Genomic DNA, 21,023 nt, shown 5'->3' with positions numbered 1-21,023 from the left:
CCGTGGGAACCGGGCGGCGTGTCGCCTCGACAAAACGGGCATAACGAAGGGCGAGGACCTCCCCGAGAGGAGATCCTCGCCCGTCGCGAAGAGGAACTCAGTGCTTGGACTCGATCTCCCGCCGCTCCGGCGGGGCCTCGACCGGCGGGTGGCCGGGTGAGACCGGCGCCTCGGCCGGACGCTCGATCGGCTTGAAGAAGCCCTTCACCGCCGGCCCGAGGGCACCGAGGCGGTTCATCTTCTTCGGGACGACCCAGCCCGCGTACTCCAGTTCCTTGTGGTCCGTCGACAGCGGCTGGTGCACCTCGTAGAACCGGCCGTCGGGGGCCCGGCGGATGATGCCCGTCTCGACACCGTGCGCCAGGACCTCGCGGTCGTGCTGCTGGAGGCCGAGGCAGATCCGGTAGGCCACCCAGTAGAACAGCGGCGGCAGGATCAGCAGGCCGATGCGGCCGGCCCAGGTCATCGCGTTCAGGCTGATGTTGAACTTGTCGGCGATCACGTCGTTGCCGCCGGACAGCGTCAGCACCAGGAAGAACGTCACCGCCATGACGCCGACGGCCGTGCGCTGGGGCACGTCACGCGGGCGCTGCAGCAGGTTGTGGATCTTGTTGTCCTTGTTGAGGCGTGCCTCGACGAACGGGTACATCGTCGACAGGCCCACCAGGATGCCGGGCAGCACCACCGTCGGCCAGAAGATCGGCGGGATGACGTAGCCGTTGCCTATGCCGATGTTGATCTGCCAGGCGGGCATCAACCGCGTCGAGCCGTCGAGGAACATGACGTACCAGTCGGGCTGGGACGCCGCCGACACGACGCCGGCCTCGTACGGACCGAACAGCCAGATCGGGTTGATCTGCATCGCGCCCGCGAGCAGCGCGATCACGCCGGCGACGGCCATGAAGAAGCCGGCCTGCTTGATCGTGTAGCGCGGGAAGAACCGCTCGCCCACCACGTTGGTGTTGGTCCGGCCGGGGCCGGGCCACTGCGTGTGCTTCTGCTTGAACACCAGCGCGAGGTGCACCGAGATCAGCGCGACCAGCAGTGCGGGAATCAGCAGCACGTGCGCGATGAAGAACCGGCTGATGATGATGTCGCCCGGGAACTCGCCGTTGAAGATTGACGAGGTGAGCCAGGTGCCGATCAGCGGGATGGACAGCATGATCGCCGAGGCGATCCGCAGGCCCGTGCCGGAGAGGGCGTCGTCCGGGAGCGAGTAGCCGGTGAAGCCGGCCAGGAAGCCGACCCAGAACAGCAGCGAGCCGATGATCCAGTTGACCTCGCGCGGCTTGCGGAACGCACCCGTGAAGAAGATGCGCAGCATGTGCACGATGATCGCGGCCATGAAGACCAGCGCCGACCAGTGGTGCATCTGACGCATGATCAGACCGCCACGGACGTCGAAGGACAGGTCCAACGACGACGCGTACGCGGCGGACATGTGCACGCCCCGCAGCGGGGCGTAGCTGCCGTCGTACGTGACCTCCTTGAGCGAAGGCTCGAAGAAGAGGGTCAGGAACGTGCCGGTCAGCAGCAGCACGATGAACGAGAACAGCGCGATCTCGCCCAGCAGGAACGACCAGTGGTCGGGGAAGACCTTGTTGATGATGCTGCGCAGCGGGGTGGCTACGCCGAGTCGGTCCTCGACCTCGTTGCCCGCCTTGGCGGGCAGTGCCCGCACGTCGATCTTTCGGCGCTTCACGGCCGCTCCCAGAAGTCAGGTCCGACGGTGGCCTGGTAGTCCGACTTCGCCACCAAGTATCCCTCGTCATCGACGTCGATCGGAAGCTGCGGAAGGCTGCGGCTCGCCGGGCCGAACACGGGCTTCGCGTTGTCGGTGATGAGGAACTGCGACTGGTGACACGGGCAGAGCAGCCGGTTGGTCTGCTGCTCGTAGAGGCTCGCCGGGCAGCCCGCGTGGGTGCAGATCTTCGAGTACGCGATGTAGTCGCCGTACATGAAGTCGGCCCGGCTGAACTTGTCGTGCCCGGTGCCCTTGACGTTGTTGGCCCGCGCGACGGCCGCGTCCTCGGGCCGCAGGTGGATCAGCAGCGTCGGGGAGTCGGCGTGCACGTTGGTGGCGCCCTCCGGGATGCCCGGGAAGACCGTCATCTGGCCGCCGGCGCTCACGTCCGCGGGGCGGATCGGAGTGCCGTCGTCACGGGTCAGCCGGACCAGGCGGGTGCTGCCGTCGGGCTCCGCGATCGGCGCCCAGCCGGTGGTGAACATCTGGTTGTCGGCGTGCGGGTTCTTGATCAGCCCACCGACGATCGGCGCACCGACCACCACGGCGACCGGTGCGAGACCGGCCGCGGCCGCGAGGCCGAGCAGCGGCCGCCGCTTCACGCCCAGTTCCTCGACCATGTAGGCCAGGGTCTGGCCGACGGCCCGGCGGTCGCCCTCGGGCGCGCCGCCGTCGTGCCGGTCCTGGATCGAGACCTCGCGGGGCAGCAGCTTCTTGCCCCAGGTCAGGATCGCGAACGCGAGGAACAGGAACGCCAGGCCCAGGGTGATGCCGAGCAGCGGCGTGTACCACCTCATCAGCGTGTCGCCCTGCTCCCACCGCCACGGCCAGACGATGTAGAGGACCACGAACGCCGTGCCGAACAGGCCGACGAGCAGGAACATCAGCGAGACCGTGCGGGTCATCCGCTTCTCGGTCTTCGAACCGCCCGCGGGGAACTGCGGCTCGTAGTGGACGATCTCGACGCCGTCCTGGCGGGCGGCGGCCTTGACCTTCTCGAACCGGGTCGTACGCGGGTCGTCGTAGTCGATCTCCTCCGGAACGGGCGACCGGTGGCCGTTGCCGTTGTCTCCGGTGGTCTGGACGGTCATGACTTCCCCGCAATCCACAGTGCCGTGAAGATCAGCGCCGTAATGCCGACCACGAAGACCGCCAGGCCCTCCGTCGTCGGGCCGAGCCGGCCAAGGTTGAAGCCGCCCGGGTCACTGTTCGAGTCGCCCAGCGTCTCCTGGATGTAGGCGATCACGTCGCGCTTCTCGTCCGGCGAGAGCTGGTTGTCACCGAAGACCGGCATGTTCTGCGGGCCGCTCAGCATGGCGCCCCAGATGACCCGGTCGGTGGTGTCGCTGAGCCGCGGCGCGAACTTGCCGGACGACAGCGCGCCGCCGCCACCGCCGAACGCGTGGCAGGACGAGCAGTTGAGCCGGAAGATCTCGCCACCGGCCGCGATGTCACCGCCCGAGTGCAGGTCGTTACCCTCCGGGATCTGCGGGCCGCCGCCGAGCTCCTGCACGTACTGCGCGAGCTGGCGGGTCTGCTCCTCGTTGAACACCGGCGGCTTCTCGACCGCCTGGGCGTTCTGGGAGCCGAGCGGCATGCGGCCGGTGCCCACCTGGAAGTCGACGGAGGCGCCACCGACGCCGATCAGGCTCGGGCCGCGCCCCTCGATGCCCTGGGCGTTCATGCCATGGCAGGTGATGCAGCTCGTGTCGAAGAGCGCCTTGCCCTCCATGGCGGCCGGCGACAGCGGCGCGTCCTGCGCGGAGATCGCCGGGGCGAACGCCGTGTAGAGGCCGCCGGCGAGCACGAGCGCGGCGAGCAGCCGGGTCGCCGCGCCGATCCGGCGCCGGACCTTGCTCCGCGGCACCGAGCGCCGCCTGCGCATCCGGGCGAGCAGACCGCCGGACCGGTGCGGAGTTGTCATCAGGCTTTGTCCTTCATGGGTGTGCGACCTTGTCCCTTTGACGATGCGGGGGTCGGAAACGTGACGCTCATGATCACTGGAGACCGTAGATCATGAGGAAGAGACCGATCCACACGACGTCGACGAAGTGCCAGTAGTACGACACGACGATCGCCGACGTCGCCTGCGCCGGGGTGAAGCGCCCCATCGTCGTCCGGATCATGTAGATGATGAAGGCGATGAGACCGCCGGCCACGTGCAGACCGTGGAAGCCGGTGGTCAGGTAGAACATCGAGCCGTAGCCGTCAGCGTTGATCTTGATGCCCTCGCCGACCAGCGTGTGGTACTCGAAGAGCTGGCCGCAGAGGAACGTCAGGCCCATCAGGAACGTGATGGTGAACCAGCGCCGCAGCATGAACACGTCACCGCGCTCCGCCGCGAACACGCCCATCTGGCAGGTGATCGAGGAGAGCACCAGGATGACCGTGAACGTCGTCGCGTACGGCAGGTTCAGATGCTGCGTGTGCTCCGCCCACAACTCGGGCGCCGCGGCGCGGATCGAGAAGTACATCGCGAACAGAGCCGCGAAGAACATCAGTTCGCTGGAGAGCCAGACAATGGTTCCCACCGAGACCATGTTGGGTCTCGTCAGGGAATGGATCCGGCTCTTGTCGATCGCTGGGGCCGCAGTCACGCGGTCATTATTGCGCTCGACCACGCAAGACGATCGTCGGGGTGCGCCCGGCGCGCCGTGGCCCGGCAAATGCCACCAACCCACCCGGGACTAACCTGGCTGCGTGGTACTGGCAGAAGCGACACCGCCGCCGTTCAGCGTGGCATCCGTCTTCACCGAGATCCGGCTCGACAGCTGGCTCACGGTCCTGCTGGTCGTGGCGGCCGGCCTCTACCTGTACGGCGTGCACCGGCTGCGCGTGCGCGGCGACCGCTGGCCCGTCTCCCGCACGGTGTTCTTCCTGGTCCCGGGCCTCGGCGGTATCGCCTCGGTCACGGTCAGTGGCCTGCACGCGTACGACACGACGTTGCTCTCCGTCCACATGGTGCAACACATGGTGCTCTCCATGGTCGCGCCGATCTTCCTGGCCCTCGGCGCGCCGATGACGCTGGCCCTGCGCACGCTGCGTGGCGCCCCCCGGCGCCGGCTGCTGGCCGTCGTGCACAGCCGCGTCGCGACGGTGCTCACGTTCCCGCTGGTGGCGTTCGGCCTGTTCGTGGCCACCCCGTTCGCCCTCTACTTCACGAGCCTCTACGAGCAGACCCTGCGGCACGAGTGGCTGCACGAGCTCACCCACGCGCACTTCATCGCGGTCGGCTGCCTGTTCTTCTGGCCGCTGCTCGGCCTCGACCCGCTGCCCGGCCGCTGGCCGTACCCGGCCCGGGCGCTGCTGATGCTGCTCTCCGTGCCGTTCCACACGGTGCTGGGGCTGACCATCATGCAGAGCAAGACGCTGCTCGGCGGCACCTGGTACCCGGGGCTGCACCTGGACTGGTCCAACCCGTTCGACGACCAGAAGGTGGCCGGCGGCATCCTCTGGGCGGGTGGCGAGTTCGTGAGTGTGACGATGATCGCGGTGCTGGTGGTGCAGTGGATCCGCGCCTCCGAGCGGGAGGCCCGCCGGATCGACCGCGAGCTCGACCGGCAGGAGGCCCGGGAGCGGGCTCAAGATCAAAACGACGCGACGGTACGATCGGCGGCGCGCGACTAACCACGTGGGAGCCTTTCGATGACCGACCGCACGTACACCGTCCTGCTCTACAGCGACGACCCGAAGGTCCGCGACCGGATGCGCCTCGCCGTCGGCACCCGCCCGGCGGCTGACCTGCGGGTCGAGTTCGTCGAGGCCGACGACTACGACGCCTGCGTGCGCCTGGTCGACGACTACGAGATCGACCTGATGCTGCTCGACGGCGAGGCGACCCCGGCCGGTGGACTGGGCCTGGCCCGGCAGATCAAGGACGACCGCCCCAACGCCGCCCCGCCCACCTGTGTGGTGCTGGCCCGGGCCGCGGATCGCTGGCTGGCGGCCTACGCCCAGGTCGACGGCACCCTGATGTACCCGCTCGACCCGATCGAGACCGGCCGCACCGTCGCGGCCATGCTTCGGTCCTACGCCACCGGCGGGCCCGTCACCACCGCCTGACCAGGGGCGCCATCCTCACCCACCCTCTGCCCGCCACGGGAGGCCCGGCATGGGCGATCGGACCTGGCCCAACCTGCTCACCGCGCTGCTGCGCGCCGAGGAGCTAGCGACCCCGGACACCGCCTGGGCGATGGGCGAGATCATGGCCGGCTCGGCCACGCCGGCCCAGATCGCCGCGTTCATGATGGCGCTGCGGGCCAAGGGCGAGACGCCGGCCGAGCTGGCCGGCCTGGTCGAGGCGATGCTCGAGGCGGCCGTCCGGGTCGACCTGCCCGAGGAGCTGCGCACCGACGCCGTCGACGTGGTCGGCACCGGCGGCGACCGGGCGCACACGGTCAACATCTCGACGATGGCGGCCATGGTGGTGGCGGCCTGCGGCGTCCGCGTGGTCAAGCACGGCAACCGCGCCGCGTCGTCGCTGTGCGGCACCGCCGACCTGCTGGAGCACTTCGGCATCCCGCTGGAGCTCGGCCCGGCCGGGGTGGCCCGCACGGTGGCCGAGGCCGGCATCGGCTTCTGCTTCGCCGCCCGGTTCCACCCGGGCATGCGGCACGCGGGCCCGGCGCGGCGCGAGATCGGCGTGCCCACCGCGTTCAACTTCCTCGGCCCGCTGAGCAACCCGGCGCGGCCGCGGTCCGGCCTGGTCGGCTGCTTCGACGAGCGGATGGCGCCGGTGATGGCGGCCGTGTTCGCGGGCCGCGGCGACTCGGCGCTCGTGGTGCGCGGCGAGGACGGCCTCGACGAGATCAGCACCGCGACGCCGACCCGGTTCTGGATGGCCCGCGCCGGCGTGGTCACCGAAGGCCGCCTCGACACCGTCGACCTGGGTCTCCCCCGGTCCGCGCCGGGCGACCTGCGAGGCGGCGACGCCACGTTCAACGCCGACGCCGCGCGCCGGGTCCTGGCGGGCGAGCGGGGGCCGGTCCGCGACGCCACGCTGGTCAACGCGGCCGCGGCCCTGGTCGCCCACGCCGGCGGCGCCGACGACCTCGCCACGGCGCTGCCGGCCGCCCTGGAGCGGGCCGCCGCGGCCGTCGACACGGGCGCCGCCGCGAACCTCCTGGACCGCTGGGTCACGGTCGCGCAGGCGGCCAAGGCCGACGGCCTCTAGAACGAAAGCAACGGTCCGTTCCTAACGCTTTCCGCATAGGAACGGACCGTTCCTAACCCCGCCCGGCGGGGCGGGGCCGCGCTCCCGCGGACCTGGCAGCGGAGCGGTGTCCGGCGGGAGCAACGGTCCGGACCAGCGCGGACCCGGGTAAGGAAATGGACCCGGCCGACGACCGGAACCCGGGCAAAGAAGAAGGCCGACCCGGTCGAAACCGGATCGGCCTTTCTCCGAAGGACGAGCTAGTGCTCGGCGGTGCGGCGGGTGCCGGTGTAGTACTCGAAGAGCAGGCCGCAGGCGGCCAGGATGACCGCGACCAGGCCGATCACCAGCAGCCAGACCTGCCAGAAGACCAGGCCGAGGCCGGCGATCGTGGCGGCCAGCGCCAGGCCGAACGGCCAGTAGCTGCCCGGGCTGAAGAAGCCGATCTCGCCCGCGCCGTCGGCGATCTCACCGTCGGAGCGGTCCTCCGGGCGCGGCTCGATGCGCCGGCTGACGAACCAGAAGAAGCCGCCGCACATCGTGGTCAGCAGGAAGCTCAGCGCCAGCGCGATCGTGCCGACCCAGTCGATGCCCTGGGTCTGCGCGTTGGTCCAGAACGCGTAGACGAACGTGGCCACGAACAGGAAGGCGGAGATGACGCTGAACAGTTTCCATTCGGTGCGCATGGCCGGCCTCTCAGTTGCCCGTGCCGGCGCCCGCGCCGGCCGGGTTGAAGTTCGCTTCGTCGCGGCGCGTCGGGAACGGCGAGGTCGTGGTGGCGAACGGCTCCTCGCCGATCGCCGTCAGCGCCTGCTGCGTCGACTGCCCGGCCTGCTTCGCGGCGATGAACCGGTCGTACTCGTCACCGGAGACCGCGCGCAGCTCGAAGTTCATCATCGAGTGGTAGGTGCCGCACAGCTCGGCGCAGCGGCCGACGTAGGCGCCCTCCTGGTCGATGGTGACCTCGAAGACGTTGCGCACGTTGCCCGGGAAGACGTCGCGCTTGAACAGCAGCTCCGGCACCCAGAACGAGTGGATGACGTCGCGGCTGGTCTCCTCGAACCGGATCGTCCGGCCGGTCGGCAGCACCAGGATCGGGATGATCTCGGTGGTGCCCAGCGTCGAGGTGACGGTCTCGCCGACGCGGTCACCCTCGGTCGGGCCGTTCTGGTAGTTGAACTGCCAGTTCCACTTGAACGCCTCGACCTCGACGGTCACCGCCGGGTCGGCCGTGGTCCGGTTGACGTCGGTCTGCACGATCGCCGTGTAGTAGAAGAGGACGGAGACCACCAGGATCGGCGCGATGGTGTAGAGGAACTCCATCGGCATGTTGAACCGGGTCTGCACCGGCAGCTTGTCGCCGCGCTTGCGGTAGCGGATCACGCACCAGAAGATCAGGGCCCAGACGAAGACGCCCACGATCAGGGCGGCGACGGTGGAACCGATCCACAGGTCGTACATCCGCTTGGACTGCTCGGTGATGCCGTTCTGCGGCCAACCGAAGCCGTCGACATGACTGCCGACGTCACAACCGGAGAGCACCAACAGCAGCGCACCGGCGACGCCGACACCGGCCAACCGGACGGCTACCGGCCGCGCCTTCGAACGCTCTGCGGACACGTTGTGGTCCTGCCCCTCTCGCACCTGCCGTCACCGACGGTCGCACATTACTCGACCAAGGTCCTCACGCCGCTCCGGGGGTCGGCGCGGCGTCGGGGATACCGTTTGATCGTGGGGGTTTCCGAGGCCTATTTCGACGCCGCCAGCGCGGCTCCGTTGCACCCGGCCGCCCGGCAGGCGCTGGCCGCGGCGCTGGACGACGGCTGGGCCGATCCGGCCCGGCTCTACTCGCGCGCCCGCCGCGCCCGCCAGTTGCTCGACGCGGCCCGCGGCGCGACCGCCGAGGTGCTCGGGGTGCGTCCCGACGAGCTGTCGTTCACGGCGGGCGGCACGGCGGCCGCGCACACGGCCGTGCTCGGCGGCCTGGCCGGCCGGGCCCGGGTGGGCGGGCGCCTCGTGCACTCCGCGATCGAGCACTCCGCGGTGCTGCACGCCGCGGAGCGGCACGTGGCGGCCGGCGGCACCGCCGCGTCGGTCGGCGTGGACCGGCTCGGCCGCGTCGACCTGGCGGCGTTCGCGGCCGAGGTCGCCGCGCCGGGCACCGCGCTGGCCGCGCTGATCAGCGCGAGCCACGAGGTCGGCACCGTGCAGCCGGTCGCGGAGGCGGCGGAGGCGGCCGCGGCGCACGGCGTGCCGCTCTATGTGGACGCCGCGCAGTCGGTGGGTCGCGGGCCGCTGCCGTCCGGCTGGTCGATCCTGACGGCGAGTGCGCACAAATGGGGTGGTCCGCCAGGAGTCGGGCTGCTCGTCGTGCGCAAGGGCACGCGGTTCCTGACGCCGGGGCCGGCCGAGGAGCGCACTGACCGCAACGCCGACCTGCCGTCGCTGGTCGCGGCCGCGGCGTCGCTGCGGGCGGCCGCCGCCGAGGCCGCGGATCTCGCCGACCGGCACCGCGCCCTGGTCGACCGGATCCGCGCCACGGTCGCCGCGACGGTGCCCGACGTCGAGGTGGTCGGTGACCCGGCGGCGCGGCTGCCGCACCTGGTCACGTTCTCCTGCCTCTACGTCGACGGCGAGGCGCTGCTGCACGCGCTGGACCGCCGCGGCTTCGCGGTCTCGTCCGGCTCGTCGTGCACGTCCTCGACGCTGACGCCGAGCCACGTGCTGGTCGCGATGGGTGTGCTCTCGCACGGCAACGTCCGCGTCTCGCTGCACCGGGAGAGCACCGCCGAGGAGGTCGACCGGTTCCTCGCCGAGCTGCCGGGGATCGTCGCCGACCTGCGGGCCGAGGCGGGCGTGGTGAACCTCTGATGGAGATCCTGGACTGCCGGGGCCAGCGCTGCCCGCTGCCGGTGATCGCGCTGGCCCGCCGGTTGCCGGACCTGCCGGTCGGCGCCACGCTGCGGGTGCTCGCCGACGACCCGGCCGCCGCGACCGACATCCCGGCCTGGTGCCGGATGCGCGGCCAGGACTACCTGGGCTCCCCCGAGCGGTTCGCCTTCGACGTCCGCCGCGCGGGCTAGTCCTGGATCCAGGACAGGATGCCCGGCAGCGGGTCGCCGCCGACCGAGGTGTCCACGACCAGGCGGCGGCCGACGTACGGCTCGTACTCGGCCATCCGCAGGACCACCTGCTCCCAGTCGGGGTTGACCGGGGCGGCGGCGTGCCGGCTCTCGACCCGCCGCCGGTGCTCGGCCATGTCGGCGCACCAGACCTCGACCACGCGCAGCGCCGCGCCGGTGCGGTCGCTCAGCTCGGGCCAGGCGGCCCGGGCCGCGGCGACGGGGTTGACCGCGTCCACGACGGCGTGCAACCCCATCGCGAGCTGGGCCTCGGCCAGGGCGCCGACCACGCCGTACGCGGCGACGCCCGGCCGGGGCTCGGTCAGCTCGTGCGCCCGCAGCACCCGGTCGACGGTGTCGACGGCGAGCACGGGCGCGGGCAGCGCGGCCCCGACCCGGGCGGCCAGGGTGCTCTTGCCGACCCCGGGCAGGCCGGCGAAGACGACCAGGCGGGGTGTCACCCCTGGAGGTGCGGGCGCACGTCGTCGGCGGCCTCTTGCCCGTACGAGTCGCCGAGTCGCTTGAGGAAGGTGTCGGCGCGCAGGTCGTATTCCTGGCCGCCGGCCGCCTCGAGGACGTGGCCGGCCAGCAGCGAGCCGATCTGCGCGGAGCGCTCCAGGCCCAGGCCCCAGGACAGGCCCGCGAAGAAGCCGGCCCGGAAGCCGTCGCCGACACCGGTCGGGTCGACGGGCCGCACGTCGGCGGCGATCGGCACGTGGATCCGCTCGAGGTTCTTCCCGGTGATCTCGACGCCGTTCTTGCCGAGCGTGGTGACCCGCACCTCGACCCGGTCGAGCACCTCGGCGTCGGACAGGCCGGTCTTGCTCTCCAGCAGCGACTTCTCGTAGTCGTTGGTGAGCAGGTAGGCCGCGCCGTCGATGAGCTGGACGATGTCGTCGCCGCCCATCCGGGCGAGCTGCTGCGACGGGTCGGCGGCGAACCGGTAGCCGCGCTCCCGGCACTCCTGCGAGTGGCGGACCATGCCCTGCGGGTCGTCGGCGCTGATCAGGACCAGGTCGAAACCGCCGACCCGGTCGTACGCGGGAGCGATCTCGATGTTGCGGGCCTCGCTCATCGCGCCGGCGTAGAAGGACGCGATCTGGCACATGTCCTCGTCGGTCGTGCAGACGAAGCGCGCGGTGTGCAGCACCTCGGAGACGTGCACCGAGTCGCAGTCGACGCCGTGCCGCTCCAGCCAGGACCGGTAGTCGTCGAAGTCCTGGCCGACCGCGCCGATCAGCACCGGGTGCAGGCCGAGCTGGGCCATGCCGAAAGCGATGTTCGCGGCCACCCCACCACGCCGTACGACCAGGTCGTCGATCAGGAACGAGAGCGACACCTTGTGGAGCTGGTCCGCGATGAGCTGGTCGGCGAACCGGCCCGGGAAGTGCATCAGGTGGTCGGTGGCGATCGAGCCGCTAACGGCGATCTTCATGTCGGCCCTCGGGGTCGGGTACGGATGGCGCGGGGAAGCTTACCGGCCGGTCAGACACGACGAGCGGGACCGCCCGAAGAGGCGGCCCCGCTCGCGAGAAACGGTGTGGTGCGGCTTAGTGGAACGAGTCGCCGCACGCGCAGGAGTTCTGCGCGTTGGGGTTGTCGATCGTGAAGCCCTGGGCGTCGATCCGGTCGGCGAAGTCGATGGTCGCGCCGGCCAGGTAGGGGGCGCTCATCCGGTCGACGACGACCTCGACACCGCCGAAGTCGTTGACGACGTCACCGTCGAGCGAACGCTCGTCGAAGAAGAGCTGGTAACGCAGCCCGGAGCAGCCACCCGGCTGCACGGCCACGCGGAGCCGCAGGTCGTCGCGGCCCTCCTGCTCGATCAGGGCCTTCACCTTCACCGCTGCGACGTCGGTGAGGACGACAGTCGTAGCCGCCGCGGTCTCGGCCGACCCGGTCTGCGCTGAAGTGGTCACGTGGGATCTCCCTGCTCGCTGCGATCGCCGGTCCCGCGGACCAACGTTGTCCCTCGGGCCAACGCTAGCCCGTCCGCCGGGCATTCCCCATCAGGGTCGTGACCAAAGTTTACTCCGGGGCCCGTTCCTGGGCCGGCTGAGGTGAATGTCACTGCCGTGACCACTGACCGGCGAGTCGTGAGGCGATCTCGCGCAGGCCGGCGGCCGGACGGGCCATCGCCTCCGCCTCGCTGCCGAAGTGGTCGACCAGGCTGTGGGTCTCGGTGATCCCGGCGTTGGCCGCCTCCCGGCGCCCGGTGCTGACCCGGCCGGCCAGCACCACGCAGGGCACGCCGCGGTCACGCGCGCCGCCGGCCACCCCTGCGACCACCTTGCCGCGCAGTGACTGGTGGTCGAACGAGCCCTCGCCGGTGATCACCAGGTCGGCCGCGTCGAGGGCCGTTTCCAGCCCGATCATGCCGGTCACGAGCCCGATGCCCGATTCGCACCGGCCACCGAGCGCCAGGACGGCCGCGCCGAGGCCACCGGCGGCACCCGCGCCCGGGAGCGTCGCGACGTCGGGCGGGCAGGACGGCAGGTCTTTCACGAGTACGCCGGCGAACCGCTCGAGGGCGGCGTCCAGCAGCAGCACGTCGGCGCGGTCGGCGCCCTTCTGCGGGCCGTAGACGCTGGACGCGCCGTGCAGGCCGGTCAGCGGGTTGTCGACGTCGGTGGCCGCGACCAGGGTCGCGCCGCGGGTCATCGGCTGGCCGCCGAGCGCCGCGGCGTGGGCCAGCGCGGCACCGCCGTAGGGCAGCGCGGTGCCGTGCTCGTCCAGCGGTGCGGCACCCAGGGCAGCCAGCATCCCGGCGCCGGCGTCGTTGGTCGCGGAGCCGCCGAGGCCGATCACCACGGTGCGGGCGCCGGCCTCGACGGCGGCGAGGACGAGCACGCCCAGGCCGTACGACGTGGTGATCCTGGGGTTGCGCTCGTGCTCGTCGAGGAGGTGCAGGCCACAGGCCTGGGCGCTCTCCACGTACGCGGTGGATCCGTCCTGGCTCAGCAGCACCTCGGCGTCGACCGGGCGGCCCAACGGGTCCGTGGTCCGGACCGGGATCCGGCGCCCACCGACCGGCTCCGCGAGCACCTCGACGAACCCGGGGCCGCCGTCGGAGAGGGGGCGCAGCGTCACCTCGTCGCCGGGCGAGCGCTCCCGCCAACCGTCGGCGACGGCGCGCGCGACGTCGGGTGCGGAGAGCGTGCCGGCGAACTTGTCAGGGCAGACCAGTAACCGCATAGCCGGCAGTGTGACACCCCACAGTCACCAGGCGGCTGCGGGCGGCCCCGACGGTGGGAAGATTGATCTGTGACGTCGACCTGGACCGAACCCGCCAACACGGCGACCGCCCTGCTCCTGCTGGGGCGCGGCGCCGACCCGTCGTCGGAGAAGGGCGTCGACTGCCCGGGCGAGCTGCCCGCGCCGAGCGACCCCGATCTCGTCGCCCGCGCCACCGCGGCCAAGGCGAAACTCGGCTCGAAGGTGTTCGTCCTCGGCCACCACTACCAGCGTGACGAGGTCATCGCGTTCGCCGACGTGACCGGCGACTCCTTCAAGCTCGCCCGCGAGGCCGCGGCCCGGCCCGACGCCGAATACATCGTGTTCTGCGGCGTGCACTTCATGGCCGAGTCCGCCGACATCCTCACCACCGACGCGCAGAAGGTCGTGCTCCCCGACCTCGCCGCCGGTTGCTCGATGGCCGACATGGCCCAGCTCCAGCAGGTCGAGGCGGCCTGGGAGGCGCTGACCGACGCCGGTGTCGCCGCGTCGACGGTGCCGGTGACCTACATGAACTCGTCGGCCGACATCAAGGGCTTCGTCGGCCGCAACGGTGGCGTGGTCTGCACCTCGTCCAACGCCAAGCGGGCGCTCGACTGGGCGTTCGAGCGCGGGCAGCGGGTGCTCTTCCTGCCCGACCAGCACCTCGGCCGCAACACGGCGGTGCTGGAGATGGGCTACGACGCCGACGACTGCGTGCTCTACGACCCGCACAAGCCCAACGGCGGGCTCACCCAGCAGCAGCTCGGCACGGCCAAGATGATCCTCTGGCGGGGCCACTGCTCCGTGCACGGTCGGTTCACCAAGTCCTCGGTCGACGAGGTGCGCATGCGGGTGCCGGGCGTCAACGTGCTGGTCCACCCGGAGTGCCGCTACGACGTGGTGACCTCGGCCGACTACGTGGGCTCGACCGAATACATCATCAAGACCATCGAGAACGCGCCGGCCGGCTCGGCGTGGGCCGTCGGCACCGAGCTCAACCTGGTCCGCCGGCTCGCCCTGGCCCACCCCGACAAGCAGGTCATGTTCCTCGACCGCCAGGTCTGCTACTGCTCGACGATGAACCGCATCGACCTGCCGCACCTCGTGTGGGCGCTCGAGGAGCTCGTCGAGGGCCGCGTGGTGAATCAGATCACGGTCGATCCGCGCACCGCCGCGCAGGCCCGCACCGCGTTGGACCAGATGCTGGCGCTGCCCTAACGCCGGCGGCTTACTTCTCGGTAACTCATCGTGGCGCCCGGCTCTACCGGGCGCCACAGTCGTCCTGTTTTCGTGCCAGAGAGGCCGGTGTGTGTGGCCCCAGGCCCATCACCGAGCGCTATGCTGCCCGGGCGCCACTCCCGATCAACCCGCGATCCCGGGCCATGGTTACGGCCCCGTCGGATCGCCGCCCGCCCCGGAGGTTGCCTTGCCCGAAGACGTCCTTGTCGTCCACGGCGGCACGCCCTTGCACGGTCAGATCCGGGTCCGCGGAGCCAAGAACCTCGTCTCGAAGGCGATGGTCGCGGCCCTGCTCGGTGACGAGCCCAGCCGGCTCTACGACGTGCCCCGGATCCGCGATGTCGAGGTGGTGCGCGGCCTGCTCGGCCTGCACGGCGTCAAGGTCACCGACGGCGTCGAGGACGGCGAGCTCGTCCTCGACCCGGCCAACGTCGAGCGCGCGTCGACCGACGAGATCAACGTGCACGCGGGCTCCAGCCGGATCCCGATCCTGTTCTGCGGCCCGCTGCTGCACCGGCTCGGCCACGCGTTCATCCCCGACCTGGGCGGCTGCCACATCGGCCCGCGCCCGATCGACTTCCACATCCAGGCGCTGCGCGAGTTCGGCGCGGTGGTCGACAAGACCCCCGAGGGCATGCACCTGACGGCGCCCGCCGGCCTGCACGGCACCAAGTTCGAGCTGCCGTACCCGAGCGTCGGCGCGACCGAGCAGGTCCTGCTGACCGCGGTGCTGGCCAACGGCGTCACCGAGCTGCGCAACGCGGCCGTCGAGCCCGAGATCATCGACCTCATCTGCGTCCTGCAGAAGATGGGCGCGATCATCACGGTGCACACCGACCGCGTGATCGAGATCGAGGGCGTGCCGCGGCTCGGCGGCTACACCCACCGGCCGATCCCCGACCGGATCGAGGCGGCCTCGTGGGCGGCGGCGGCACTGGCCACCCGCGGCGAGATCGAGGTGCTGGGCGCCCAGCAGGTCGACATGATGACGTTCCTCAACGTCTTCCGCTCCATCGGCGGCGAATACAAGGTCACCGACACCCTGCCCCCGCGGGCCGGTTCGCCGGGCACCGAGGGTGGCATCCGGTTCTGGCACCCGGGCGGCGAGTTGCGCGCGGTGGCCCTCGAGACCGACGTGCACCCGGGCTTCATGACCGACTGGCAGCAGCCGCTGGTGGTCGCGCTGACGCAGGCGCGCGGGCTGTCGATCGTCCACGAGACCGTGTACGAGCAGCGGCTCGGCTACACCGAGGCCCTCAACAAGATGGGCGCGACGATCCAGGTCTACCGGGACTGCCTCGGCGGCACGCCGTGCCGGTTCGGCCGCCGCAACTTCAAGCACTCCGCGGTGATCGCCGGCCCGTCCAAGCTGCACGCGGCCGACCTGGTGATCCCCGACCTGCGGGCCGGGTTCAGCCACCTGATCGCCGCGCTGGCCGCCGAGGGCACCTCGCGGGTCTACGGGGTCGACCTGATCAACCGTGGTTACGAGGACTTCGAGAGCAAGCTCTCGGCGCTGGGCGCGCACGTCGAGCGCCCCTGACGCTCTATCGACGCGGGACGAGCTGATCTTGGGGTCGGCTCGTCCCGGCGTGTCCGGGCCAGTTAACCTCGTGGTAAGCGTCGGGCCGCAGAAGGGTTTTCCGTGCAGTCGCTGTTTCGCCGCAAGTCAAACGATGTGGTCGCGGAGACCCCTGAGGCTCCCGAGGCGCCTTCGGCTGCCCGGCCCAAGGGCTACACGCCCGCCAAGGGCAAGGAAACTCCGAAGCGGCCGAGCGCGGCCCGCCAGGTGGGCGGCAACGCCAAGGCGCTGACCAAGGAGGAGGCCCGGGAGCGCAAGCGCGAGCTGCGCCAGGAGGCCGCCGCCGAATACCGCCGCGAGGGCGGCCCGCGTGACCGGGGCCCCGAGCGCCAGCTCGCCCGCAACGTGGTCGACTCCCGGCGCACGGCGGGCACCTACTTCTTCGGCGGCGCGCTGATCGTGCTGATCGGCTCGAACGGCGCGATGCCCGACCTCGTCCGCACGGTCGCCACCTCGCTGTGGGGCGTGCTGCTGCTGGCGGTGGTGGTCGACGCGGTGCTGATCGCCCGCAAGATCAAGCGGCTGGTCCGCGAGCGCTACCCCAAGACCGAGCAGCGCATGGGCGGCCTCTACATGTACGCGATCATGCGCTCGCTCACCTTCCGCCGCATGCGCGTCCCCCACCCGGCGGTCAAGCTGGGCGAAAAGGTCTGACGCCAGCCAATCCCGGATCCGGCCCCCTGCCAGCCACGCTGGTGCGGGGCCGGTTCTCGTTTCACGGCGTTCTACTCCACCCCTGCCAAGCGGAGCAGGGCGGCCGTGGCGGCGGCCGCGACCACGACCAGGACGAAGGGGGCGCGGCGCCAGGCCAAAAAGGCGCCGACCGCTACGCCCGCCGGGCGGGCGACGCCGGCGAAGGCGCCCGCGTCCATGAACGTGGCCGTGGCCGCCAGGGCCGCCAGCAGGGTGGCGGCGGTCATCGGGAGCAGGACCTGGATCCGTTCCGGCAGCGCGACGCGCTCGCGCAGGACGACGCCGGCCAGGCGGAACGCGTACGTGCCGATGGCCAGGCCGACGATCACCGCGAGGATCATGAGGAGACCGTCTTCCGGGGCCTGGGCCTTGCGAGCAGTGCGAGCAGGCCGGTGAGGGCCAGCAGCACCGGCAGGCCGGCGGGCAGGATCGGTGTCGTGACCACCGCGACCAGCGCGCCGGTCAGCGCCACGAGCCGGGTGGTCGGGTCCTTCAAGGTGGGCAGCAGCAGCGCGAACAGGCCCGCCGGGAACGCGGCGTCGAGGCCCAGGGCGTCGGGGTCGCCGGCGTTGCCGAGCAGCACGCCGAGGGTCGCGCCGATGTTCCACAGGACGAACAGCGTGCCGCCGGTGGCCCAGTAGGCGCGGCGGCGGCGCACCGGGTCCGGCTGCGCCAGCGCGAACGCCACGGACTCGTCGATCAGCAGGTGCGCGCCGACGAGTCGCTGCCACCAGCGGGTGCCGATCACGTCGCCGATCGCCAGGCCGAACGGCAGGTGCCGGGCGTTGAGCAGCAGCCCGGCGAAGATCGCGGCGAACGGGTTGCCGGCGGCGATCAGGCCCACGGCGAGGAACTGGGAGCCGCCGGCGAAGACGAGCAGCGACATCAGCACGGTGAGTCCGGGCGGGATGCCGGCGGCGACCGCGATCGCGCCGAACGAGACGCTCACCGCGAAGACGGCGAGGCCCAGCGCGGCGACGTCGCGCACGAGGGCGCGGTCGCCCAGGATGGACCGCACTGCGACAGTCATGGTTACCGATCGTGCCGGGCGCTGCTAGCGTTCGTCAAGTCGAACGATTAGACCGATGGAGCGAACAGTGCCCGAACCGACCATCGCCGCCACCATCGCCACCGCGCTGCGCCACGAGCGCGAGCGGGCCGGGCTGTCGCTCACCGAACTGGCCCGGCGGGCCGGCATCGCCAAGTCGACGCTCTCCCAACTCGAGAACGGCGTCGGCAACCCGAGCGTGGAGACGCTCTGGTCGCTCGGCGTCGCCCTCGACGTGCCGTTCAGCCGGCTCGTCGAGCCGCCGGCGCCCGCGCTGCGGGTGATCCGGGCCGGCGAGGGCCCGCGGATCAGCTCGGACCAACTGGACTACACCGGCACGCTGGTCGCCGCGGGATCGCGGGCGGCGCGGCGGGACATCTACGTGATGACGATCGAGCCCGGCGCCGTCCGGCACGCGCAGGCGCACACCCCGCGCAGCACGGAGCACATCGTGGTGGGCCGGGGCCGGTTGCGCACCGGGCCCGCCGGGGAGACCGTCGACCTCGATCCCGGCGACTACGCGACGTTCGCCGGAGACGTGCCGCACAGCTACGAGGCGCTGGAACCGCACACGTTCGCGGTGCTCGTCATGGAGCATCCGTGACCGGGACGCCGGTGTAGAGGCGGGCCACGACGTCCTCGATGTCGGGCTCCACGATGGACACGTCACGCAACGCCAGGCCGGCCAGCCGGGCCAGCAGCTCGCCGGCGGTCGCGCTGGTCAGGTCGTACTCCAATCGTGCCTGTCCGACCGTGACCAGCGTCGCGCCCGGCACCTCGGGCGGCACCGCGAGCGGCTCCTCCAGCTCGACCACCACCCGGCGGCGCGACCCGTAGCGGGCGTGCAGCGCCTCGATCGTGCCGTCGTGCACCACCCGACCGTGGTCGATGACGAGCAACCGCCGGCACAGCTTCTCGATGTCGGCCAGGTCGTGGGTGGTGAGCATGAGCGTGACGTCGCCGCCGGCACCCAGGTCGGCCAGGAAGCCCCGGACGGCCTGCTTGCTCACCACGTCGAGGCCGATCGTCGGCTCGTCGAGGAAGAGCACCTCGGGGCCGTGCAGCAGCGCCGCCGTCAGCTCACCACGCATCCGCTGCCCCAGCGAGAGCTGGCGGACCGGGGTGTCGAGGAACTCGTCGAGGTCGAGCAGGGACCGGCAGCGGCGCAACCGGGCGGCGTGCTCGGCGGCGGGCACCCGGTAGATGTGGCGGAGGAGGTCGTACGAGTCGCCCAGCGGCAGGTCCCACCAGAGCTGGGTGCGCTGGCCGAACACCACGCCGATCCGGCGGGCCAACCGGGTGCGCTGGCGCACCGGCGAGAGCCCGCAGACGCTGACCTCGCCCGCGGTCGGCGTGAGCACACCGGTGAGCATCTTCAGCGTCGTCGACTTGCCCGCGCCGTTGGGGCCGATGTAGCCGACCATCTCCCCGCGTTGGATCGACAGGTCGACGCCGTCGACGGCGGGCACGACCCGCCGCGCCCGGCGCAGCCGCCCGGCCTTGACCCGGACCGTGAACTCCTTGCGCAACCCGTGCGCCGCGATGACCGTCATCAGGACCCCGTGCTCGTGTAGTGCCGCACACCCAGCCGCCAGACCAGCGCCGCCAGCGCGGTGGCCGGCAACGCGACCAGCGGCGCGACCCAGCCGACCCAGCCGGGCAGGCCGATCGGGTCGGGCCGGCCGAGCAGCGCCAGCGCCGGGTAGTAGGAGACGAAGGCGAAACCCAGCCCGTACGCGAAGGCATTCCGAAACCATCCACTGTAGACACTGATCGGATAGCTCGTGAAATCCCGGCCGCCGTAGGTGAAGGCGTTGCCGAACTCGCCGGATTCGGTCCACCAGAAGGCCACCGATGCCGTCACCACGAAGACGGCGCCGAAGAACACGACAGCGGCGGCCGGCGCGACGATCGCCAGCAGCACCCGGGCGGGCGTCCAGGCGATGTCCGCGGCGGCCAGCGCGACGACGTAGACCGCGGTGCCGAAGCCCGCCCGGGACAGCTTGTGCAGCGGCAGGTCCAGCAGGACGAGTTGCGGCAGCGCGCCCAGCGGCCGCACCAGCACCGCGTCGAACCGGCCCGTGCGTACGTACAGGGTGATCCGCTCGATGTTGCCGACCAGCATGTCGCCCGTGGCGAACGCGCAGGCGGTCAGGCCGGTGACCACGAGGGCCTCGCGCAGGTCGAGCCCGCCCAACTCGCTGGTGACGCCGAACAGCACGAACACCGTGAACACGTCGAGCGCGGTGGCGCCGACGTTGGAGACCAGGTCGATGCCGAACGACAGCCGGTACGAGGTCTGGCTGCGGGCCTGGCCGCGGAGCAGGGCCCAGTAGGCGCGCAGCGCGCCGGGCTCAGCCACCCTGCACCACCAGTCTGCGTTCGGCGGCCCGTTGCACCAGCCGGCAGAGCAGCAGGATCACCACCACCCAGACGGCCTGCAGGGCCACGAGCCAGAGTTGCCGGCCGGTCGGGTCGACCTCGACCAGCACGTCCAGCGGTGTCTGGAACAGGCTCGGCAACGGGGTGAGCAGCCAGAGCGGGACGACCACCCAGTCGGGCAGGAACCGCAACGGAAAGTAGAGGCCGGCCAGCACGCCGGAGCCCAGGGTCCAGAGGACCATCGGGCCGCGGACGTCGAGCAGCCAGTAGCCGGTCGCGTTGACCAGGTAGCGGCAACCGAAGCAGAGCAGCACGGCCAGCACCGTCGACACGACGAACAGCGGCACCGTCGACCAGCGGTGCGGCAGGTAGAACGGGAAGAACAGCGGGCCGGTGAGCACCGGCGGGATCAAGCGGGTGAGCGCCGCGTGACCGGCGCGGCCCAGATCCGTGGCCAGATAACGGGTTACGGAGTCGACGGGGCGCAACAGGTCGGCGACGACGTCGCCGGTGCGGATGCGGTCGGCCAGGTCGGTCCAGCCCCAGAGCAGGACGACGGCCAGCAGACCCTGGCCGAACCAGACGAAGGTGGCGAGCCGGGCGGGGTCGTAGCCGGCGACCGTGGCGGTGCCCGCGCCGGCCGCGACGGCCAGCAGCACATAGCAGCGGAGGAACCCGAACACGGTGTTGGTGAACGCTCCCGCGACGGTGGCCTGCCGATAGGTCGAGTATCGGCGGAATCCCGCGCCCATTAAGGCCGAGAATGTCCTGATATCGGCGGCGACATTCGCATAACGCCGGCGGTGGACAGTGGCGGTGACCAAGTCCACGCCGTTACCCTCCAT

At 71.3% G+C, this 21,023-nt stretch carries 24 protein-coding genes; 9 read left to right on the top strand and 15 right to left on the bottom strand.

Going from position 1 to position 21,023, the window contains the following annotated elements; translation table 11 throughout:
• Positions 1 to 97 precede the first annotated feature (97 nt).
• From qcrB to ctaE, 4 genes are all read right to left on the bottom strand, one after another.
• Positions 98 to 1,702 carry a cytochrome bc1 complex cytochrome b subunit gene (qcrB, locus tag Asi02nite_RS06660; RefSeq protein WP_203711263.1) on the bottom strand — a complete coding sequence of 535 codons (1,605 nt, stop codon included), beginning with the start codon at positions 1,700 to 1,702 and terminating at the stop codon, positions 98 to 100.
• On the bottom strand, positions 1,699 to 2,835 hold the full coding sequence (gene qcrA / locus Asi02nite_RS06655) for a cytochrome bc1 complex Rieske iron-sulfur subunit (RefSeq protein ID WP_203711262.1): 1,137 nt from the start codon (positions 2,833 to 2,835) through the stop codon (positions 1,699 to 1,701). The genes qcrB and qcrA overlap by 4 nt, the downstream gene beginning before the upstream one ends.
• Entirely contained in the window at positions 2,832 to 3,668 is an 837-nt protein-coding gene (gene qcrC / locus Asi02nite_RS06650) for a cytochrome bc1 complex diheme cytochrome c subunit (protein WP_203711261.1), read from the bottom strand. Before qcrC ends, qcrA begins: the two co-directional genes overlap by 4 nt.
• Positions 3,669 to 3,741: 73 nt before the next feature.
• The gene (gene ctaE, locus Asi02nite_RS06645; RefSeq protein WP_203711260.1) at positions 3,742 to 4,341 is read right to left on the bottom strand and encodes an aa3-type cytochrome oxidase subunit III; all 600 of its coding nucleotides are present in this window, start codon (positions 4,339 to 4,341) and stop codon (positions 3,742 to 3,744) included.
• A 103-nt stretch (positions 4,342 to 4,444) separates the two neighbouring features.
• Between ctaE and Asi02nite_RS06640 the strand changes: the two genes are divergently transcribed.
• The 3 genes from Asi02nite_RS06640 to trpD are packed head-to-tail and all read left to right on the top strand — an operon-like array spanning position 4,445 to position 6,917.
• Positions 4,445 to 5,371 (top strand): cytochrome c oxidase assembly protein, encoded by a 927-nt coding sequence (locus Asi02nite_RS06640; protein WP_203711259.1) that lies wholly within the window; start codon positions 4,445 to 4,447, stop codon positions 5,369 to 5,371.
• Positions 5,372 to 5,389: 18 nt separating this feature from the next.
• A complete protein-coding gene (locus Asi02nite_RS06635; protein WP_203711258.1) occupies positions 5,390 to 5,806 on the top strand; it encodes a response regulator in 417 nt (138 codons plus the stop codon).
• Between the two features lie 49 nt (positions 5,807 to 5,855).
• A complete protein-coding gene (gene trpD, locus Asi02nite_RS06630; RefSeq protein WP_203711257.1) occupies positions 5,856 to 6,917 on the top strand; it encodes an anthranilate phosphoribosyltransferase in 1,062 nt (353 codons plus the stop codon).
• 239 nt (positions 6,918 to 7,156) lie between these two features.
• Here trpD and Asi02nite_RS06625 read toward each other — a convergent pair whose 3' ends face one another.
• Together Asi02nite_RS06625 and ctaC are read right to left on the bottom strand one after the other, a co-directional pair.
• Complete coding sequence (locus Asi02nite_RS06625; protein ID WP_203711256.1) at positions 7,157 to 7,582, bottom strand: cytochrome c oxidase subunit 4; 426 nt, start codon at positions 7,580 to 7,582, stop codon at positions 7,157 to 7,159.
• 10 nt (positions 7,583 to 7,592) lie between these two features.
• Complete coding sequence (gene ctaC / locus Asi02nite_RS06620) at positions 7,593 to 8,516, bottom strand: aa3-type cytochrome oxidase subunit II (protein ID WP_203711255.1); 924 nt, start codon at positions 8,514 to 8,516, stop codon at positions 7,593 to 7,595.
• A 111-nt stretch (positions 8,517 to 8,627) separates the two neighbouring features.
• Here ctaC and Asi02nite_RS06615 point away from each other — a divergent pair, with 111 nt between their 5' ends.
• Complete coding sequence (locus tag Asi02nite_RS06615) at positions 8,628 to 9,767, top strand: cysteine desulfurase family protein (protein ID WP_203711254.1); 1,140 nt, start codon at positions 8,628 to 8,630, stop codon at positions 9,765 to 9,767.
• Positions 9,767 to 9,979, top strand: coding sequence for a sulfurtransferase TusA family protein (locus Asi02nite_RS06610; protein WP_203711253.1), 213 nt, complete (start codon positions 9,767 to 9,769; stop codon positions 9,977 to 9,979). Before Asi02nite_RS06615 ends, Asi02nite_RS06610 begins: the two co-directional genes overlap by 1 nt.
• Here the strand turns inward: Asi02nite_RS06610 and Asi02nite_RS06605 are convergent.
• The 4 genes from Asi02nite_RS06605 to Asi02nite_RS06590 form a co-directional block, all read right to left on the bottom strand.
• The gene (locus Asi02nite_RS06605; protein ID WP_203711252.1) at positions 9,976 to 10,479 is read right to left on the bottom strand and encodes a P-loop nucleotide/nucleoside kinase family protein; all 504 of its coding nucleotides are present in this window, start codon (positions 10,477 to 10,479) and stop codon (positions 9,976 to 9,978) included. The two genes, Asi02nite_RS06610 and Asi02nite_RS06605, sit on opposite strands and share 4 nt — an antisense overlap.
• The gene (locus Asi02nite_RS06600; RefSeq protein ID WP_203711251.1) at positions 10,476 to 11,453 is read right to left on the bottom strand and encodes a carbohydrate kinase family protein; all 978 of its coding nucleotides are present in this window, start codon (positions 11,451 to 11,453) and stop codon (positions 10,476 to 10,478) included. The genes Asi02nite_RS06605 and Asi02nite_RS06600 overlap by 4 nt, the downstream gene beginning before the upstream one ends.
• Positions 11,454 to 11,568: 115 nt before the next feature.
• Entirely contained in the window at positions 11,569 to 11,937 is a 369-nt protein-coding gene (erpA, locus tag Asi02nite_RS06595; RefSeq protein ID WP_203711250.1) for an iron-sulfur cluster insertion protein ErpA, read from the bottom strand.
• A gap of 148 nt (positions 11,938 to 12,085) precedes the next feature.
• Entirely contained in the window at positions 12,086 to 13,213 is a 1,128-nt protein-coding gene (locus Asi02nite_RS06590; protein WP_203711249.1) for a glycerate kinase family protein, read from the bottom strand.
• 69 nt (positions 13,214 to 13,282) lie between these two features.
• Between Asi02nite_RS06590 and nadA the strand changes: the two genes are divergently transcribed.
• From nadA to Asi02nite_RS06575, 3 genes are all read left to right on the top strand, one after another.
• A complete protein-coding gene (nadA, locus tag Asi02nite_RS06585) occupies positions 13,283 to 14,452 on the top strand; it encodes a quinolinate synthase NadA (protein ID WP_203711248.1) in 1,170 nt (389 codons plus the stop codon).
• A 208-nt stretch (positions 14,453 to 14,660) separates the two neighbouring features.
• Entirely contained in the window at positions 14,661 to 16,016 is a 1,356-nt protein-coding gene (murA, locus tag Asi02nite_RS06580; protein ID WP_203711247.1) for a UDP-N-acetylglucosamine 1-carboxyvinyltransferase, read from the top strand.
• Positions 16,017 to 16,118: 102 nt separating this feature from the next.
• A complete protein-coding gene (locus tag Asi02nite_RS06575) occupies positions 16,119 to 16,709 on the top strand; it encodes a DUF3043 domain-containing protein (RefSeq protein ID WP_203711246.1) in 591 nt (196 codons plus the stop codon).
• A 71-nt stretch (positions 16,710 to 16,780) separates the two neighbouring features.
• On the opposite strand, the gene Asi02nite_RS06570 is transcribed toward Asi02nite_RS06575, so the two are convergent.
• Together Asi02nite_RS06570 and Asi02nite_RS06565 are read right to left on the bottom strand one after the other, a co-directional pair.
• Positions 16,781 to 17,089 carry an AzlD domain-containing protein gene (locus tag Asi02nite_RS06570; RefSeq protein WP_203711245.1) on the bottom strand — a complete coding sequence of 103 codons (309 nt, stop codon included), beginning with the start codon at positions 17,087 to 17,089 and terminating at the stop codon, positions 16,781 to 16,783.
• Positions 17,086 to 17,778, bottom strand: coding sequence for an AzlC family ABC transporter permease (locus tag Asi02nite_RS06565; RefSeq protein ID WP_203711244.1), 693 nt, complete (start codon positions 17,776 to 17,778; stop codon positions 17,086 to 17,088). Before Asi02nite_RS06565 ends, Asi02nite_RS06570 begins: the two co-directional genes overlap by 4 nt.
• Positions 17,779 to 17,845: 67 nt before the next feature.
• On the opposite strand from Asi02nite_RS06565, the gene Asi02nite_RS06560 reads away from it, so the two are divergent.
• Positions 17,846 to 18,400 carry a helix-turn-helix domain-containing protein gene (locus tag Asi02nite_RS06560; protein WP_373312172.1) on the top strand — a complete coding sequence of 185 codons (555 nt, stop codon included), beginning with the start codon at positions 17,846 to 17,848 and terminating at the stop codon, positions 18,398 to 18,400.
• Here Asi02nite_RS06560 and Asi02nite_RS06555 read toward each other — a convergent pair.
• The 3 genes from Asi02nite_RS06555 to Asi02nite_RS06545 are packed head-to-tail and all read right to left on the bottom strand — an operon-like array spanning position 18,384 to position 21,008.
• The gene (locus tag Asi02nite_RS06555) at positions 18,384 to 19,349 is read right to left on the bottom strand and encodes an ABC transporter ATP-binding protein (RefSeq protein WP_203711242.1); all 966 of its coding nucleotides are present in this window, start codon (positions 19,347 to 19,349) and stop codon (positions 18,384 to 18,386) included. The two genes, Asi02nite_RS06560 and Asi02nite_RS06555, sit on opposite strands and share 17 nt — an antisense overlap.
• A complete protein-coding gene (locus Asi02nite_RS06550; RefSeq protein ID WP_203711241.1) occupies positions 19,349 to 20,158 on the bottom strand; it encodes an ABC transporter permease in 810 nt (269 codons plus the stop codon). Before Asi02nite_RS06550 ends, Asi02nite_RS06555 begins: the two co-directional genes overlap by 1 nt.
• Positions 20,151 to 21,008 carry an ABC transporter permease gene (locus Asi02nite_RS06545; protein WP_373312170.1) on the bottom strand — a complete coding sequence of 286 codons (858 nt, stop codon included), beginning with the start codon at positions 21,006 to 21,008 and terminating at the stop codon, positions 20,151 to 20,153. Before Asi02nite_RS06545 ends, Asi02nite_RS06550 begins: the two co-directional genes overlap by 8 nt.
• Positions 21,009 to 21,023 lie beyond the last annotated feature (15 nt).

This window comes from Asanoa siamensis, assembly GCF_016862555.1.
In the GTDB taxonomy this organism is placed as follows: domain Bacteria; phylum Actinomycetota; class Actinomycetes; order Mycobacteriales; family Micromonosporaceae; genus Asanoa; species Asanoa siamensis.
Note: the sequence above shows the minus strand (reverse complement) of the source record. Positions and strands in the feature narration are given on the sequence as shown.

Coding starts and splice junctions, on each gene's coding strand:
- Asi02nite_RS06625 (WP_203711256.1), bottom strand. CDS start 7,582: ATGCGCACCGAATGGAAACTGTTCAGCGTCATCTCCGCCTTCCTGTTC.
- qcrC (WP_203711261.1), bottom strand. CDS start 3,668: ATGACAACTCCGCACCGGTCCGGCGGTCTGCTCGCCCGGATGCGCAGG.
- Asi02nite_RS06555 (WP_203711242.1), bottom strand. CDS start 19,349: ATGACGGTCATCGCGGCGCACGGGTTGCGCAAGGAGTTCACGGTCCGG.
- Asi02nite_RS06600 (WP_203711251.1), bottom strand. CDS start 11,453: ATGAAGATCGCCGTTAGCGGCTCGATCGCCACCGACCACCTGATGCAC.
- Asi02nite_RS06635 (WP_203711258.1), top strand. CDS start 5,390: ATGACCGACCGCACGTACACCGTCCTGCTCTACAGCGACGACCCGAAG.
- trpD (WP_203711257.1), top strand. CDS start 5,856: ATGGGCGATCGGACCTGGCCCAACCTGCTCACCGCGCTGCTGCGCGCC.
- Asi02nite_RS06565 (WP_203711244.1), bottom strand. CDS start 17,778: ATGACTGTCGCAGTGCGGTCCATCCTGGGCGACCGCGCCCTCGTGCGC.
- qcrA (WP_203711262.1), bottom strand. CDS start 2,835: ATGACCGTCCAGACCACCGGAGACAACGGCAACGGCCACCGGTCGCCC.
- Asi02nite_RS06610 (WP_203711253.1), top strand. CDS start 9,767: ATGGAGATCCTGGACTGCCGGGGCCAGCGCTGCCCGCTGCCGGTGATC.
- Asi02nite_RS06590 (WP_203711249.1), bottom strand. CDS start 13,213: ATGCGGTTACTGGTCTGCCCTGACAAGTTCGCCGGCACGCTCTCCGCA.
- Asi02nite_RS06570 (WP_203711245.1), bottom strand. CDS start 17,089: ATGATCCTCGCGGTGATCGTCGGCCTGGCCATCGGCACGTACGCGTTC.